Source organism: Cryobacterium ruanii, assembly GCF_004404055.1.
Lineage (GTDB): Bacteria > Actinomycetota > Actinomycetes > Actinomycetales > Microbacteriaceae > Cryobacterium > Cryobacterium ruanii.
On record NZ_SOHK01000015.1, the window covers coordinates 197,752 to 212,472 of the forward strand.

The 14,721-nt window shown below is 65.9% G+C and carries 17 protein-coding genes; all 17 read right to left on the minus strand.

All coding sequences use genetic code 11. The features are described from left to right. Positions 1-16: 16 nt before the first annotated feature. Positions 17-940, minus strand: a complete 924-nt coding sequence (locus E3T47_RS10570; RefSeq protein WP_134556022.1) for a hypothetical protein — start codon at positions 938-940, stop codon at positions 17-19. 119 nt (positions 941-1,059) lie between these two features. Then, the gene (locus tag E3T47_RS10575) at positions 1,060-2,256 is read right to left on the minus strand and encodes a flagellar hook protein FlgE (protein ID WP_134556023.1); all 1,197 of its coding nucleotides are present in this window, start codon (positions 2,254-2,256) and stop codon (positions 1,060-1,062) included. Between the two features lie 67 nt (positions 2,257-2,323). Beyond that, positions 2,324-2,797: a flagellar hook capping FlgD N-terminal domain-containing protein gene (locus E3T47_RS10580; protein ID WP_134556024.1), complete on the minus strand. Its 474-nt coding sequence runs from the start codon at positions 2,795-2,797 to the stop codon at positions 2,324-2,326. Positions 2,798-2,808: 11 nt separating this feature from the next. Then, positions 2,809-4,293: a flagellar hook-length control protein FliK gene (locus E3T47_RS10585; RefSeq protein ID WP_134556025.1), complete on the minus strand. Its 1,485-nt coding sequence runs from the start codon at positions 4,291-4,293 to the stop codon at positions 2,809-2,811. Then, positions 4,290-4,943, minus strand: coding sequence for a C40 family peptidase (locus E3T47_RS10590; protein WP_134556026.1), 654 nt, complete (start codon positions 4,941-4,943; stop codon positions 4,290-4,292). Before E3T47_RS10590 ends, E3T47_RS10585 begins: the two co-directional genes overlap by 4 nt. Continuing rightward, complete coding sequence (locus E3T47_RS10595) at positions 4,940-5,419, minus strand: flagellar FliJ family protein (protein WP_134556027.1); 480 nt, start codon at positions 5,417-5,419, stop codon at positions 4,940-4,942. Before E3T47_RS10595 ends, E3T47_RS10590 begins: the two co-directional genes overlap by 4 nt. Beyond that, the gene (locus tag E3T47_RS10600) at positions 5,416-6,753 is read right to left on the minus strand and encodes a FliI/YscN family ATPase (RefSeq protein ID WP_134556028.1); all 1,338 of its coding nucleotides are present in this window, start codon (positions 6,751-6,753) and stop codon (positions 5,416-5,418) included. Before E3T47_RS10600 ends, E3T47_RS10595 begins: the two co-directional genes overlap by 4 nt. Continuing rightward, positions 6,750-7,367, minus strand: coding sequence for a FliH/SctL family protein (locus tag E3T47_RS10605; RefSeq protein WP_134556029.1), 618 nt, complete (start codon positions 7,365-7,367; stop codon positions 6,750-6,752). Before E3T47_RS10605 ends, E3T47_RS10600 begins: the two co-directional genes overlap by 4 nt. Beyond that, a complete protein-coding gene (fliG, locus tag E3T47_RS10610; protein ID WP_277871824.1) occupies positions 7,357-8,373 on the minus strand; it encodes a flagellar motor switch protein FliG in 1,017 nt (338 codons plus the stop codon). The genes E3T47_RS10605 and fliG overlap by 11 nt, the downstream gene beginning before the upstream one ends. Then, on the minus strand, positions 8,370-9,986 hold the full coding sequence (fliF, locus tag E3T47_RS10615; RefSeq protein WP_134556030.1) for a flagellar basal-body MS-ring/collar protein FliF: 1,617 nt from the start codon (positions 9,984-9,986) through the stop codon (positions 8,370-8,372). Before fliF ends, fliG begins: the two co-directional genes overlap by 4 nt. Then, the gene (gene fliE / locus E3T47_RS10620) at positions 9,986-10,291 is read right to left on the minus strand and encodes a flagellar hook-basal body complex protein FliE (protein ID WP_134556031.1); all 306 of its coding nucleotides are present in this window, start codon (positions 10,289-10,291) and stop codon (positions 9,986-9,988) included. Before fliE ends, fliF begins: the two co-directional genes overlap by 1 nt. Beyond that, positions 10,291-10,680: a flagellar basal body rod protein FlgC gene (locus tag E3T47_RS10625; RefSeq protein WP_134556032.1), complete on the minus strand. Its 390-nt coding sequence runs from the start codon at positions 10,678-10,680 to the stop codon at positions 10,291-10,293. The genes fliE and E3T47_RS10625 overlap by 1 nt, the downstream gene beginning before the upstream one ends. Continuing rightward, complete coding sequence (locus tag E3T47_RS10630; RefSeq protein WP_134556033.1) at positions 10,677-11,018, minus strand: flagellar basal body rod protein FlgB; 342 nt, start codon at positions 11,016-11,018, stop codon at positions 10,677-10,679. The genes E3T47_RS10625 and E3T47_RS10630 overlap by 4 nt, the downstream gene beginning before the upstream one ends. Positions 11,019-11,195: 177 nt before the next feature. Continuing rightward, positions 11,196-11,534 carry a hypothetical protein gene (locus tag E3T47_RS10635; protein ID WP_134556034.1) on the minus strand — a complete coding sequence of 113 codons (339 nt, stop codon included), beginning with the start codon at positions 11,532-11,534 and terminating at the stop codon, positions 11,196-11,198. After that, entirely contained in the window at positions 11,527-11,955 is a 429-nt protein-coding gene (gene fliS, locus E3T47_RS10640) for a flagellar export chaperone FliS (protein ID WP_166805693.1), read from the minus strand. The genes E3T47_RS10635 and fliS overlap by 8 nt, the downstream gene beginning before the upstream one ends. A gap of 5 nt (positions 11,956-11,960) precedes the next feature. Continuing rightward, positions 11,961-13,331: a flagellar filament capping protein FliD gene (fliD, locus tag E3T47_RS10645; protein ID WP_134556036.1), complete on the minus strand. Its 1,371-nt coding sequence runs from the start codon at positions 13,329-13,331 to the stop codon at positions 11,961-11,963. A gap of 167 nt (positions 13,332-13,498) precedes the next feature. Beyond that, positions 13,499-14,617 carry a flagellin N-terminal helical domain-containing protein gene (locus tag E3T47_RS10650; protein ID WP_134556037.1) on the minus strand — a complete coding sequence of 373 codons (1,119 nt, stop codon included), beginning with the start codon at positions 14,615-14,617 and terminating at the stop codon, positions 13,499-13,501. Between the last annotated feature and the right edge of the window lie 104 nt (positions 14,618-14,721).

The window sequence follows — 14,721 nt, forward strand, 5'->3', positions numbered from 1 at the left end:
AACCCACCAAAACTGTCTACTGAACGCGCCGGGGCGCGCCGAGCCACCCGCGACGGCGTAGGTTGCGCGCGATTCGCGCTACGAGTGCTGCCTCGTGGCGCAGATCCTCAGCGTTGACCCGGGTTACGTGAAGCCCCTCCGATTCCATATCGGCCGTGCGCGTGAGATCCCGGCGCCACTGCCGTTGGTCGGTGCGATGGTGGTCGCCCTCGTACTCGAGCAGCTCGCCGTGGTCCTTAAAGTACAGGTCTCCGCGGCCTAATAACCGACCGGAGGCCGCGAAAATGTTCTCATTCACGAGTGGCTTTGGCAGGCCGTTCGTCACCACGATGACTCGAAGTTCGGATTCCGGCGAGGATTCAGCCCGGTTGCTCAGCAGCGAGAAGGCCCGACGGAGGAGTGGCTTTTCGCGACGGTGGGTGTCGATAGTTTGACTGATTTCATTGAGAGAAACCAGCGGCGACTGCCAGTGGATCAGGTAGTCGCCGACCGCTACAAGCTGCCTGAGGGTGAGGCTCCCTGCGAGATCACACCACGTGCGTGCCGGGCTCGTGACGCTGAGTCCGAACAAATCGAACAGATCGGCGTCGTCGACAACCATCGAGTGCCCGATGACGCCGTTCATTCGCAGCTCACGACCGGGCAAGGGGGCTCCGACGTGCAGCGTATTCGCGACGGCAAAGTGCGGAGGCAGCGGAGCGCCGAACAACAGTGCCGCCGTGTGGTGGCTGAAAAACGCGCCCGCCGGCATCCGTGTTGCGAGGGCCGTGCAGCGGTCCACCGTACTCAATAAAGCGGATGTCGGCGCGCGCACACCCCAGAATGGCCGGGCGAGATCGCCGGCCCTCATGCGACCGGGAGACAATCCGTGCGCCGTGCCCTGTGCCACGGTAAATGGCCCGCTCAGCAGGTGCGGTGGGAGATTCTTCCGTGCGGTCATGCTCTGAGGATGACGCATGCGGCGCATCTTGGGAAAGTTATGCACAGCCCGAGGCTCAGTAGACAAGATTGTGGGGTCCGGCCGCCCCAGGACCCCACGAACGCGTCTACCAAGCGTGATTAGCGCTTGAGGTTGGTCAGCTCCTGCAGCACCTCGTCGGAAGTGGTGATGATGCGGGCGTTCGCCTGGAAGCCACGCTGGGCGACGATGAGGTTCGTGAACTCCTGCGACAGGTCTACGTTCGACATTTCGAGCGCACCGCTCGTGAGCGAGCCGAGGCCGGCCGAGCCGGGGGTGCCAAGCTCGGCGCCGCCCGAGTTGAAGGTAGCTCGGTAGGCGGAGGAACCGGCCTTCTCGAGCCCGCCGGGGTTCACGAAGGTGGCGAGGGCGATGCGGCCGATGGCCATCTGCTGGCCGTTGCTAAACAGGCCGACGAGGGTGCCGTCGGCACCGAGCGTGTAGCTGTTGAGCGTGCCGGCCTCGTTGCCGTTGTCGGTGGCTCCGGCAACGGTGGTCAGGCCCGAGAAGCCCTTGAGGGCGTCGAGGTTCATGACGATGCCGTCGACGATCAGTGCGCCGGAAGCATTGAAGTTACCCGTCGTGCCATCAGCGGTGAGCTGCACGGGTGCTGGCGACGTGACCCCTGATTTGGGCGTTTGGCCCACGGTCCAGCCGTCTACGGCCGGTGCGCCCGTGCGGGTGAAGGTCAGTGACACCGTTCGGGAATTGCCGAGGTCGTCGTAGACATCGACGGTGCGCACGAGGGATTCGTCGAGCGCAGTCTCCGAAGGCAGGTTGCCGGTGAAGGTCGCGCCGGTAGATTTCGACGCTGGCACGATGGCGCCGACGGGCCTGGTGATGTTACCGACCGCGCCGCCGGCGTTGACGACGCCGTTGTTCGCGCCCCAGCCCTGCACGATCGCGCCGTCGGGCGAGACGAGACGGCCGACCGAGTCGAAGTCAAACGACCCGGCGCGGGTGTATAGGGTCTCACCGCTGAGGGATGTCACGAAGAAACCATCGCCGGAGATCATAAGGTCGGTGGTCTTGCCCGTGGACTGCGCTGAGCCCTGGGCGAAATTCGTGGAGATTCCGGCGACCTGCACGCCGAGGCCCACCTGGGCCGGGTTCGTACCACCGGTGGTGGCCGTGGCGCCGCCAGCGGCCTGGGTGAGCTGTGACAGTGTGTCCTGGAACTGGGCGGCGGACGCCTTGAACGCGGTCGTGTTGACGTTGGCGATGTTGTTGCCGGTGACGTCGAGCATGGTCTGGTGTGACCGAAGGCCGGAGATGCCGGAGTAGAGAGAACGAAGCATGAGGTGCTGCCTTTCGAGAATGAAATATGCGATGAAATGAGTGGGGTGGCGGGGCCATTACCGCGGATCAGGCCGCGGTGGTTGCCTCCGTGGCGTCAGCCGTATCTTCGGCGCCTTCAGCGCTCGTCACGCCGGAGATGACGTCGAGGGCGACCGGCTCCCCATTGACGGTGACCAGGGGAACCGCGTTGGCAAACGAGACCGACGTGGCCAGCCCGGTGATCAGGTCACCGTCGGCGTTGGTATAGGTGACGGTCTCCCCCACCAGCGCGGCCGCGGAGGTGCGCATCTGCAGGGAGAAGCCCTCCTCGCTCGCCGTGGCCATTTCGGTGAGTTTTTCCATCATGGCGAGTTGAGTGGTCTGGGCGATCATCTCGTTGGTGTCCATCGGGGAGCTGGGATCCTGATTCTGCAGCTGGGTCACCAACAGCGACATGAACACCTCCGAGTCCATGGACTGGTTGGGGGTGCGCGTCGTCGTCGTAGACGAGTACATTCCAGTGGGAGCAGCGGCAGCGGCCGCCAGGGCGTCGATTGTCACGGATATTCTCCTTATGCCAGTACGTCGATAGTGTGGATAGACCCGAATCGGGGTGGTCGGTTCTCCGGCGGAGTATCCGGTGTTCGACCGTCGGGACTGCGGCCGTTGGGACTGCGGCCGTCGGGACTGCGCCGGTCACCGTCGGAGCGCGGCTGGCGGGTGGCACTGGGATCGCCGGCCTGGCTCTCGGGAGACAGATCGAGCTGGGAGTTCAGCCCCGAACCGGCCAGGTCGCGACGGAGGTCGGGCAAGATCACGCGCAGGGCTTCGCGTGCCAGGTCGGTGGCGGCGAACAGCTCCACGCGAATTCCCTCCCCCGTCACGTGCGCGCGCACAGTGACCGGCCCCAGGTTGTCGGGCGTCAGGCTGATGGTCAGCACATGCTCGCCCGGCCCCGCGCTAGTGAGCGAGAACAGCGGCTTCATGATCTGCGCGGCGAGCGGCACGGCGACGGCGGGTGGGGGTGCGGCGACCGAGGTGGCCGTGGCCGTCGCCGATGTGGCGGGCACAGCGGTTGGTAGAGCGGATGCCGGGGGCGCGACCGGTGCGACGGCTTCGGTCGCGCTGTTGGTCGCGGTGCTGGCAATGGCGCTAGTGCGCCCGGCAAGCCGCACCGAGTCGGGCAGATCGGAACCTGCCGCCCCTCCGACAGCCGGGGTGATGCTCTGGACAGCAACGTGTGCGGCACCGCCACTTGCCCAGGTAGCTTCCAAGAGCGGCGCGTTCGCGGCTGGCGGTGTCGCTGCTCCGCCGGTTGCGAACGGGGTCTGGGCGGGCAGCGCCGCGACATCCGCTTCGGTGGGTGTTGGCAGTGCAGCAGCGGCTGTGCCGGTGTCGGCGGGGTGGCCCGGTCCCGACATACCTCGGCCCGCAGCGGCACGGGCCGCTGCGGTGACGGCGAGGGCCACGGCGGTCAGGGCTGCGGTACCCGCGGCGTCGACAATGGCCGCAGCCGAAGCGGGAGTGGCGGTGACGGGCGCCGGGAGAGCGCCCCCGGCCGTGGAGTAAGCCGGCGCAGCTAGACCAGGCAAACCAACCACAGCGGTCAGAGCCACGGTCTGATCGAGTGTCGCGGCGGGCCAAAAAACGTCGGATTCGGCAATGGCAGGCTCGGTGACGTCAGGCACGGCGGCGTCAGGCACGGCCTCACCGCCGATGCCAGCCGCGACAGATGCGCGGGCTGCCTGCGCCGCAGCAGCACCGGCGGTGCTGGCCCAAGTCACGGCTGACGGGAGCGCCGACGGAAGCGCCGACGGACGCGCGGACTCCACTGCCGGGGTATCGGCCGTAGCCGCCGAATCGGCCGACTCGGTCGCGGAATGACGTGAGCGCTCGGTTTTCTGTTCTCTCGTCGAGGCGGAAGACCCAGCGCGATCGGCGACGCTGTCCTGCATGATCGACGCGAATGCGTCGGCGCCCGCCGAGTACCTCTCGCGCGGCATCGATGATGCTGCGGGGGCGGCGGCCAGCCGAAATTGGCCGAGGGCGAGAGTCATAGTGAGCTTCCCGGGGCTGTTGGGTTCTGCTGGGCGAAGGCGGCGAAGGCGACGCTGAGCATGTCGGTGGAGCCGGTGCCGGTTGCCGCGGTGGGAGTGGGGATGATGCGGCGGATGGTGGTGATGTCGGCATCCGTCATATAGGCCTCCCGCAGGCAGACGGTGCGGCCCGGGTAGGGAGCGTGGATGACCTTGTTGTCGCCGGCATAGATGAGAATGTGGTCGCCGCCGCCCGTGACGATCAGGTCGCCGGGCTGGGCTTCAGCGAGCGACGCCACCTCGGTTCCCATCTTCATCTGGCCCGAAACCAGGCGCGGCAGTTCTATTCCGATATCGGCATACACGGTCTGCACGAGTCCGGAGCAGTCCATTCCGCTCGAGTCTTCGCCACCGAAGACGTAGGGCACACCGAGGTATTTCTCCGCGGATGCCACGACTTCAGCGCCGGTCGTGCCGTTCGCCGAACCGGTCGCGCTGGTCGCGCTCGTGCCGAGAGCGGCCGCGAGGGTCGCTGCGAAATTATCAGCCGAAGCGGATGCCGCGGCGGCGGTCGCCGCCGTCGTCGTGACACGTTCGGTCGACATGCTGGAGAGTTGCTGCAGCGTCGCCTGGATCTGGCTGATGCGCCCCATGGCCGCGATCATTGTCATGGTGTCTCCTTGTCATCGTTCGTGACGGACTCGGTCGCGGCCAAATCGGGCGTGGCCGTGCGGCTGCGGCGCCAGCGTGCTCCGGCGATTTCGTCGAGCACGGTCTGCTCCGCGTGCAGATCGGCGGCCAGCACGGCGGCGGCATGCCGCTCATGCAGCTTCGCGAGCGCGACCGACTCGGCGCGCGCGGAGTTGAACACCGATTCTGCCGAGTCGAGGCTTTCCTCGTGGTTGCGTCCGACGGCGTCGAGTTCGGCGAGCATGCTCCGGGACGACGATCGCGCGGCGGCCATGGCGTTGATTGCGGCGATGGTCTGCGGGCTACTGCCGAGGGCTCCGAGAGCGGAACGGGCGCGGCCTCGACGCGCCTCGCTCGCGGCCACTCGGGCATTCGCCTCGGCGAGGTCGAGGGCGGCCTGGTCCTTCTGCAGCCGGCGCAGTCGGAGCAGTCCGGCGAGGGGAAACAGGCGGCTCATGCGACAGCCCCGAACGCGCGGGTCAGCTGGCCGAGCTGCGCCCAGGCCTGATCGGTCGGAGTCTGGTCGTCCATCCGCTGCTGCAGAAACGCCTTGATCGCGACATCGTTCTCGACTGCGGCGTCGACGAGCGGGTTGGCGCCGGCCCGGTAGGCGCCGACGTCGAGCAGGTCCTGCGCGCCCTGACGTGCCGCCATGACCCGGCGCAGGGTCGTCGCAAACGCGTTCCGCTCGGGGCTGTTTACCCGGGAGGCGACACGAGAGATAGAAGCGAGCACGTCGACGGAAGGAAAATGGCCGGTAATCGCAAGCTTGCGATCCAGCACGACGTGACCGTCGAGAATGGATCGGGCCGCATCGGCGATGGGCTCATTGTGGTCGTCACCGTCGACGAGTACCGTGTAAATTCCGGTGATCGAGCCGGTTTCACCGGTTCCGGCGCGTTCGAGCAGCCGGGCAAGCACCGAGAATGTCGACGGCGGGTAGCCGCGGGTGGCCGGCGGCTCACCGACCGACAGACCGATTTCACGCTGGGCCATGGCCACCCGGGTGAGGGAATCCATCATGAGCATCACGTCGGCGCCCTGGTCGCGAAACGATTCTGCAATGCGGGTGGCGGTGAACGCGGCGCGCAGACGCATCATCGCCGGTTCGTCCGACGTGGAGACCACGACGATGGAGCGGGCGAGGCCTTCCGGGCCGAGGTCGTCTTCGAGAAACTCACGAACTTCACGCCCGCGTTCGCCGACCAGCGCGATCACCGACACCCGCGCATCCGTTCCGCGGGCGATCATCGACAGCAACGATGACTTTCCGACTCCGGAACCGGCGAAAAGACCCAGGCGTTGCCCGCGACCAACCGTGGTGAGGGTGTCGAGAACCCGCACGCCGAGGTGCAGCGGGGTCGTGATGCGCGCCCGGTGCATGGCCGACGGGCTGTCGTGTTCGAGCGAGACGAAACCGTCGGAGAGGAGCGGTCCCTTGCCGTCGATCGGGCGGCCGAGGCCGTCGAGTACTCGGCCGAACAACCCGCGACCGGTGGGGACGAGCAGCGGCGAGCCGGCGGACCGCACCCGGGCGCCAGCCTGCAACCCGGTGATGCGGCCCAGGGGCATGCACCGAATGCCGCTCTGGGTCGTGGCGACGACTTCGGCATCGATGCCGGCGTGGCCAGGCCGGGCGCCGAGGGTGACGATGTCACCGATCGCCGAGCGCAGGCCACGCACCTCGACACCGAGACCGACGATGGACGACACGATACCGACCCGCTCCGGACGTCCGGCTTCGATCGCCTGCACGAGTTGCGCGGCCCGCGGACGCCAGGCGGTGATCATGCCGTCGCCTCGACGAGTGCGGCCCTGGCCCGATCAAAGGCCGTGCCGATGCGGGCGTCGAGAAACCCGTCGCTGAACTCGGTGATCGCATCCCCGCGCTTGAGCCGGGAATCAGCAACGAACGTGATGTTCTCCAGTGCCCGCGTCTGCGCTCCGAGCACGACGAGATCCTCCGGGTGCATGCGAATGGTGTGCACCTCGCTGCGATCGAGCTGGTCAGGCTGAAGCATGGCCCGTTCGAGTGCGCGACGCGCCGACGGTTCCGTGTGGCTGAGCTCAGCGCCCAGGATAGCCTCGGCCAGCTCGAGGGACATGTTCACGAGCGTGCTCTCCGCATGCTGGATGAGCGGAATGCTGCGTTCGTCGAGGGCGCGGGCGGCTGCGCCGAGCAGCCTCACCGCATGGTCGACCTGCGCGTCGCCGGAGCGTTCATTTTCGGCGTGTTCGGCGTTGATCTCGTCGGCGCGACGCGCAACATCTGCTGCGGCCAGGCGCAGCCCCTCGGTGTAACCGGCAGCGTGCCCCTCGGCCCGCGATTGCTCGGCGGCGCGGTCCTGCTCCTCGTCGCGCAGGCGTGGAAAGGCCATGCGGCCAAACCCGGTGTCAGTTGACATACTCGTCCTCGGCGCCGCGCTGCACGGTGATGCTGCCCTGTGCTTCCATGTCGCGAATGGCACGCACGATTTCAGCGCGGGCGTCTTCGACCTGGCGCATGCGCACCGGTCCCAGACTCTTGGTCTCGTCGTCGAGAACGTCACGGTTGCGCTCGGAGAGATTGGCCCGAATGACCTCGGCTACGGCGTCGGAGGTGCCCTTCATGGCCATGGCCAGAATGTTGGTGTCGATGCCGCGCAGCACCTGCTGCACGTCGCGGCTCTCCAGCTTGACGATGTCGACGAAGGTCAGCATGCGGGAGCGAATCTCCTCGGCCAGGATCGGATCGCGTTCTTCGAGCCCCTCCAGCAGGGCGCGCTCGGTGGCGGCATCCGCTCGGTTGATGATGTCGACGAGCGGCTGTACCCCCCCGATCACCTCGATGCTCTCACGGGAGACGATCTTTCCGGTGCGCAGCTTGAGGGTGTCGGTCACGACGCGAATGGCTTCGGGCGTGGCGCTCGACATGGTGGCGATGCACTGGGCAACGTCCGTGCGCAGGCCAGGCTCCATGCCGGCCAGAACAGCGGATGCCTGGTCGCGCCGCAGGTGCGCGAGAACCAGCGCAATGGTCTGGGGCATTTCACCGTCGAGCAGGTTGAGCACGTCGCCCGGCTCCGAGGGGTCGAGAAACTCAAACGCTTTGCCGGCCATGCTGGTGGCGACGCGGTTCATCACCCCCGCAGCACGCTCGGCGCCAAACGAGGCTTCGAGCAGGCCGACGGCGAATTCGTGCCCGCCGCGGGACAGCCGGCGACCCTTCTGGGTGATCTCGTGAAACTCGTTGAGCGTGGCCTCGGCAACGGTCGGGTCCACATTACGCAACTGCACGATTTCAGCGGCAATGACTTCAGCCTCGACGTCGCTGAACTGCTTCATGACCTCGGTTGCCCGCTGTCGATCCATGTTCATGAGCACGACGGCCACCTTTTGGGTGCCGGTTAGCGTTGTCCCGGGCTCGTTCACACGCGTTGCCGATCGTCCATGAAGCCGCGCAAAAATTCTGCAGTACTGCGCGGGTCGGACTTGGCCAGGGAATCGATCTCCGCACGACGCAGGTCGGTGTCGGTCGGCACGAAGGCGATGGTCGGAATGATCCGGGTCGGGGTGTCATTCAGGTTGTCTAGAAACAGCGATGCAGCCGACGGTGTCACGGCGAGCGGAACGTTGGGCGCGCCGAGCGCGTTCTGCATCTCGGTGAGATCGCCGATCTCCACCGATTCCCGGCTCTGGCGACGTGACCGGCGGGCGTACAGAATCAGGCTGATGACGAGCGTGATGACGATGCCGGCGGTGATCACCGACACTCGCAGAATCTCGGCGAACTGCTCGGCGGCGGCGGCATCCGCTGCGGCCGTGAGTGCTGCGGCTGCGGCGGCGGCACCGGTGGTGTCGAAGGCCATGACCTCGACGGTGACCGCATCACCGCGGATGGCGTCGATACCGGCGGCCGAGGTTACGAGTGAGGTGATGTCGGCCACGTTGAGGGTGGCGGCGGCATCGGAATCGACGGCCACTGAAACGGTCTGGCGGGTGATCGCTCCCGCCGGGATGGTGCGGCTCTCGGTGACCTTATTGACGGCGTTGTTGCGGGTGGTGGATTCGCTCGAGAACGTGCCATCGGTGGCGCCGTCGGCAACGGCGGCCGTGTCGGAGCCGAGCACGCCGGCGGCGCTGCCACCCGTTCCCGAGTAGGTCTCGGTGTCGACGGATTCGTTGAGGGCCAGCGCATCGGTCGGCGAGGTGAACGATTCCTCGACGCGTTCGGCCGACTCGTAGCTCATGTCGGCGGCGACAACGACGGTGGCGTTACCGGCGCCGACGACCTTGTCGAGCATGGCTTGCACGGCGGTGCGCACGCGGGTCTCATAGTCGGAGGCCTGCTGGTCGGCTCCTCCGGTGGCACCAACGCCGACAGCGGAGAGCACTGCGCCGGTTGAGTCGACGACCGCGACGTCGGCCGCGGTCATGCCGTCGATCGAGGCGCTGGTTAGGTGCACAATCGCCTGCACCTGGTCGTTGGAGAGCGTGACGCCGTTCTGGGTCTCCACGAAAACGGATGCCGTCGGGTCGTTCTGCTCCGACACGAAGACGCTCTCTTTGGGAATGGCGAGCTGCACCGAGGCCATCTTCACGCCATCGAGGGCACCGATGGTCTTGGCGAGTTCCCCCTCCAGTGCACGCTTGTAGGTGACCGACTGCTGAAACTCGCTCGAGGTGACGCCCATGGTGTCGAGCAGGGAGTATCCCCCAGTGCTCGAGGTGGGCAGGCCGGTCGACGCGGCCTTGATGCGTTCATCGTAGACGTTGGCCTCGGGCACCAGAATGGTCGCACCGCCGTCGGCGAGTTCGTATTTGACGCCGTCGGTGCGCAGCTGCTCGACGATGCTATTGGCGTCTTCACCGCTGAGGCCGGAGAACAGGGGGGTGTAAGAGGGCTTGGTGACCCACATGCTGAGCGCGGCGATGCCGAGCACGAGCACGGCGACGCCGATGATGGCGACCGTGCGCTGGGCAATGGTGAACTCGCGTATCGCGTTTCCGAAGCGTTTGAAGACGCTGGTGACCTGCCGGGGCATCAGGCTTGCATCCTCATGATCTCGTTGAAGGCGTCGACGCCCTTGTTCCGTACGGCGGCGACGAGTTCCATGGTCACCTGCGCGCGGGTGGCGGCGATGGTGGCGGTGTGAATGTCATTGAGGTCGCCGGTGACGGCCTGGATGGCGAGGGAGTTGGAGGTGCCCTGTAGCTGCTGCAGGTTGTCGACCGCGCCCGAAAGGGCGGTGCCGAAGCCGGAGCCGTCGGTGCGCTGCGTGGCAGTCGTGGCCGAGCTGCCCATGACACCCGAGAGGGCGGTGGTTGCGTTGATAGCGCTGAGTGGCATCAGCCACGTCCGATCTGCAGTGCTGCTTCATAGGCGGTCTTGGCTCGGTCGACGACGGCCGCGTTGGCCTGGTAGCCCCGCTGGGCCATGATGAGGTGGCCCATCTGCTCGGCCATGTCGATATCGGGGTAACGCACGTAGCCATCAGCATCGGCGAGCGGATGCTCCGGCTCGTACACGAGGGTTCCCTCGGCGCCACCGAATGCCGCGGTGGCACTGGCGCCGACGTTGCCGGCACCTTCCTGCGCGAGAATATACCGCTCCTGGAAGGCGACATCCGTCGTGGCTGTCACGGTGTTGGCGTTGGCGAGGTTGTCGGCGATGGCGTCGAGCCACTTGCGGTGCAGGGTCATTCCGCTGCCGGCGATGCCGATGGCATCAACCATCAGGCGGTCTTCATCGCGGCGCGAATGGACGAGACCGGGCCCTCGACGGCCTTGGCGGCGAACTGGTAGCGCAGCAGGGCGTCGATGTTGGCGAGGGTCTCGGAGTCGAGGTTCACGTTGTTGCCGTTGAGCAGCGTCGGATCGGGCGAACGCTCGGTCGTGGCGAAAGATACACCCGAGCCGTCAGCCACCGATTTGGCCAGGGCTTTCTCGAACGAGACGACCTTGGCGTGGTAATCGGGGGTGTTGATGTTGGCGATGTTGTTCGCGATGGTGCGCTGGCGCAGCGCAAGGCCATCCAGCGCACTCGAGAGGGCCAGGGAGGTCACGGAGTCCAGCATGATTACCCGTTTCGTCGACAAAGACAAGACGGCCGATCCGTGGCCCGGTGGTGAGCAATCCGTGCTCAGTCCTTGCTATCGGCCACCCCGACAGATGCGTTAGGTGTTCGCAAGAACATTCCCACGATTTGTTGCGCTACGGCGTGTCGCCGCTGTTCTACTACCCTCAGACGGGAGTCAACCGTTCACATCCAAATAAACGGATGCCCGCGCGTCGCGCTCCGGAGGCACGGACCGCACCGCCGTCAGGTGCTTGAGGGTGAGGCTGCGGGCCTGTTCCAGCTCGCCGATGAACTTGCGCTGATTGGTGAGCAAATCCTGGGCCCGATCGGCGAACTCGGTCGGCAGGAGCCCAAGCGCACTGGGCGGTATCCAGGCGATCAGGGGCTCGCTGGCTCCCCCAACGACTGCCGGGCCCATTGACCGGGCAGCGGTGTCCAGCGACAGTTCGAGCGCATTGAGCGCACCCGCCCACCCGGCGCGGGTACCGGCATCCGTTGTGGCGCTATTAGCCAATGCCGAGCTCACCACTCAGGCGTGCGGCCGGGGCCGGTGCGGCCGGCAGCAGCTCGGCGGCTTCGTGCCAGGTGAGGCGCAGCGGTTCGAGCAGCGAGATGCACTCGTGGGTGCGGGCCGGGTCGCGGTGGGTGTTGGCGCTGACCATGGCGGTCGAGACGTAGGTATAGAGCGAGAAGAGCCCCTCGCCGCCGTCCCAGGCGTCGACGTTGAGCGAGGTGCTCAGCTCCGACACGATGGCCTGGGCATGAATAAGGTTGTCCGATGCCATCTGCCAGTCCTGGCGCTGCTGGGCCGCTTCGGCGCGGTTCAGGTCGAGCAGCAGGCGGTCGTAGAGCATGGTGAGCAGGCGAACCGGGGTGGCCGAGAGAACCGCGTCGCGGTTGTAGCGCGAACGCTGGGCGTTGGTTCCCATTGTCATAGTCATCATTTTCCGTTCGCGCTGTTGAGGCCATCGACCTGGGCGGTGAGCCAGGCCGACTGGGCGTTCATGTTGCTGAGCTGAACCTCGAGTGAGGCGTAAGTGCGTTCCAGGGTGGCCCGGCGCGAGGTGAGGCGCAGGTCCCAGTTGTCGATCTGGGTGCCGAGGCTTTTGACGAGACTTTCCTGGCCGGTGACCTTGCCGGTGATCATTCCGTCGTATTTGTCGGAGGCGCTTGTAGCCGCGGCGGCGACCCGCGACGAGATCTCGCTCAGTACCGACTTCACGAACTCGGGGTCGTCCTTCATCGCGGCGGCGAACTTGTTGGCGTCGAATTCCAGGGTGCCGGTCTTGGTGATGCTGATGCCGATCTCACTCGGCGAACGGCCGCCGACCGGGTAAGACGCAGCGCTCAGGATGAGCTGCTTCACGTCGCGCACGGTGCTGTCGCCGCTGAACACGCCGGCCGAAACAATGGCTTTACCGCTCGCGTCGGTGCTGTTGACCACCGCAGATTTCGTACTGATGAGCGCGAAGACACCGTTGAGCGACTCGACGAGACCCTTGGCAATGGCACTGACCGCCGCGTCGTCGCGGCTGACGCTGATCGTGACCGGGTCGGTCGACACGCCAGACACCGTGACGGCGACGCCGGGCAGCAGGTCGGCAAAGGTATTGGTCGAGGAGGTGATCGCCTGCTCGGCGGCGGTTCCTTTCCACAGGGTGACCGAGGCGTCCTGCGCGGTGCGGATGACGGCGGCACCGGGCGCTGTGAGCAGGTTGTTGGTGTCCGCGACCGTGTCTTCGGTTCCGGAGTGCAGGGCGAAGGCACCCGCGGCTCCCGTCGTGGTGGCGACCAGCTGCAGGCGGTATTGGGTTTCTCCGTTTGCGGTACCGGAGGCAATTTTGGTGGCGGTGATGCCGGCATCCGCTGCATTGAGGGCAATGACCATGTGGTCGAGGGAGGTGCTCGATGCGGTGATGCGGGTCTTCATACCGCTGTTTGAGACGAGGATGAACTCGGTGTCGGGGGCCACTGTCATGGCCGCGGTGACGCCGGACTGCGCCTGGGCGAGCTTATCCACGACGATGTCGAGGGCGCCGGTCGTGGCTGTGCTGCCGGCCGAGACGGTGACGCTCGCGGCGCTGCTCTTGGCGGCGTACAAGTTGAGGGAGTCGGCGGTGACGCTCCTGTTGGCGAGCGTGGCGAGGGAGGCAACGGAGCTGTTTAGGCCCTGCAGCGCAGCGACCAGGGTGTTCGAGGTGGTGACCTTGGCCTTGAGCAGGTTCTGCGGCCCGGCTTCGAGGGTCATCAGCGAATTGATGAGCGAGGTGGTGTCCAGGCCGCTGATCAGGCCATCGACTGCCATCGACATGGGGTGCCTCTCCGGCCATCGGGTCAGGCGAGCGGATGCGCGCGCTGCGGTGAAAAAGCCCCTGGCGGCAGCCGAGGCACGACGAGTAGTTCGCGTCTCGGCTACCGCCAGGCCCAGATCAGGTTCGATCTGGTCGTGCGGTGGTGCTGATGTTGATCCTGCTGGTGTTACTGGAGCAGCTGCAGCACGCCAGAGTTGCTCTGGTTGGCCTGCGCGAGCATGGCTGTACCAGCCTGCGACAGGATGTTCGCCCGGGTGTACTTGACCATCTCTTCGGCCATGTCGGTGTCGCGAATACGCGATCCGGCAGCGGTGAGGTTTTCCTTGGATACGGCCAGGTTCTTGATGACGCTCTCGAAGCGGTTCTGCGAGGCACCGAGTTGGGCGCGCGCCGTTGAAATCAGGTCAATTTTCGAGGAGATGGTGGTGATTGCCGCTGCTGCTCCCTCTGCGGTGCCGAAATTCAGTGCGGTTGAACCCGGGACCGCACCGCCTCCAGTTATGCCAGCGCCCGGAGCAGTGGCGAACCCGACTGCACCACCGGTTGTCGACCGCACCTCCAGCTTGCCTGAAACGATGGTGGCTTGCAGGTTGTTGGCGAACTGCGCGTTGGCGTTCAATGCGGCCGCTACCTGATCTGCAGACGAATAAGCTCCAGCCGCTGCGAGAGTGGCCGTGACCGTTGTAACTGTGTTGTCCGCGTTCGTGACCGAGAAGGCCTGTGTTCCGCCAACGGTACCTGGCGCGACGGTGAACGATGCACCAGCGGGCGAGGTGGTCAGGGCTGTCGCAATGCTTGCGACGTTCGCCAAGTTGACGCCGATCTGATCGGCACTGTTGGCACCGATTTGAAAGCTCATCGAACCGCCCTTGAGCAGATCCGTTCCGTTGAAGTTCGTGCTCGCGCCGATTCGAGTGAGCTCGGCGGTGAGCGCAGTGGCTTCCGTGGTGATCGCCGCACGCGACTGAGTGTTGTTCGAGCCGTTACCAGCTTGAACGGCGAGGTCGCGCATGCGCTGAAGAAGCGAGGTTACCTCATTGAGCGAACCTTCAGCAGTCTGGATGACACTGACGGCGTCCTGTGCGTTGCGGGCGGCAACCGTGAGGCCACCAACCTGCGACTTCAAGCCCTCCGAGATTGCGAGGCCGGCCGCGTCATCCGCTGCTCGGTTGATGCGAAGACCGCTAGAGAGCTTCTCCAGCGACTTCGACAGGTCGTTCTGCGTTGTTGCCAGGTTGCGGTACGCGTTGTTCGCCGCAATGTTGGTGTTTACCTGCATGCCCATGATGAATCCTCCGTGATTGGGTCAAAGTACGCCGGCCCATCCATGGGCCAGCACCATGAGCTATCGACCAATTGCGATAGCGGGTTAGAAATCTGGGTGAGCTG

What these genes read in the sequence shown, in the direction of transcription:
- E3T47_RS10570 (WP_134556022.1), bottom strand. Translation starts at nt 940, where the DNA reads ATGACCGCACGGAAGAATCTCCCACCGCACCTGCTGAGCGGGCCATTT.
- E3T47_RS10575 (WP_134556023.1), bottom strand. Translation starts at nt 2,256, where the DNA reads ATGCTTCGTTCTCTCTACTCCGGCATCTCCGGCCTTCGGTCACACCAG.
- E3T47_RS10585 (WP_134556025.1), bottom strand. Translation starts at nt 4,293, where the DNA reads ATGACTCTCGCCCTCGGCCAATTTCGGCTGGCCGCCGCCCCCGCAGCA.
- E3T47_RS10590 (WP_134556026.1), bottom strand. Translation starts at nt 4,943, where the DNA reads ATGACAATGATCGCGGCCATGGGGCGCATCAGCCAGATCCAGGCGACG.
- E3T47_RS10595 (WP_134556027.1), bottom strand. Translation starts at nt 5,419, where the DNA reads ATGAGCCGCCTGTTTCCCCTCGCCGGACTGCTCCGACTGCGCCGGCTG.
- E3T47_RS10600 (WP_134556028.1), bottom strand. Translation starts at nt 6,753, where the DNA reads ATGATCACCGCCTGGCGTCCGCGGGCCGCGCAACTCGTGCAGGCGATC.
- E3T47_RS10605 (WP_134556029.1), bottom strand. Translation starts at nt 7,367, where the DNA reads ATGTCAACTGACACCGGGTTTGGCCGCATGGCCTTTCCACGCCTGCGC.
- fliF (WP_134556030.1), bottom strand. Translation starts at nt 9,986, where the DNA reads ATGCCCCGGCAGGTCACCAGCGTCTTCAAACGCTTCGGAAACGCGATA.
- fliE (WP_134556031.1), bottom strand. Translation starts at nt 10,291, where the DNA reads ATGCCACTCAGCGCTATCAACGCAACCACCGCCCTCTCGGGTGTCATG.
- E3T47_RS10630 (WP_134556033.1), bottom strand. Translation starts at nt 11,018, where the DNA reads ATGCTGGACTCCGTGACCTCCCTGGCCCTCTCGAGTGCGCTGGATGGC.
- fliS (WP_166805693.1), bottom strand. Translation starts at nt 11,955, where the DNA reads ATGACAATGGGAACCAACGCCCAGCGTTCGCGCTACAACCGCGACGCG.
- fliD (WP_134556036.1), bottom strand. Translation starts at nt 13,331, where the DNA reads ATGTCGATGGCAGTCGATGGCCTGATCAGCGGCCTGGACACCACCTCG.
- E3T47_RS10650 (WP_134556037.1), bottom strand. Translation starts at nt 14,617, where the DNA reads ATGGGCATGCAGGTAAACACCAACATTGCGGCGAACAACGCGTACCGC.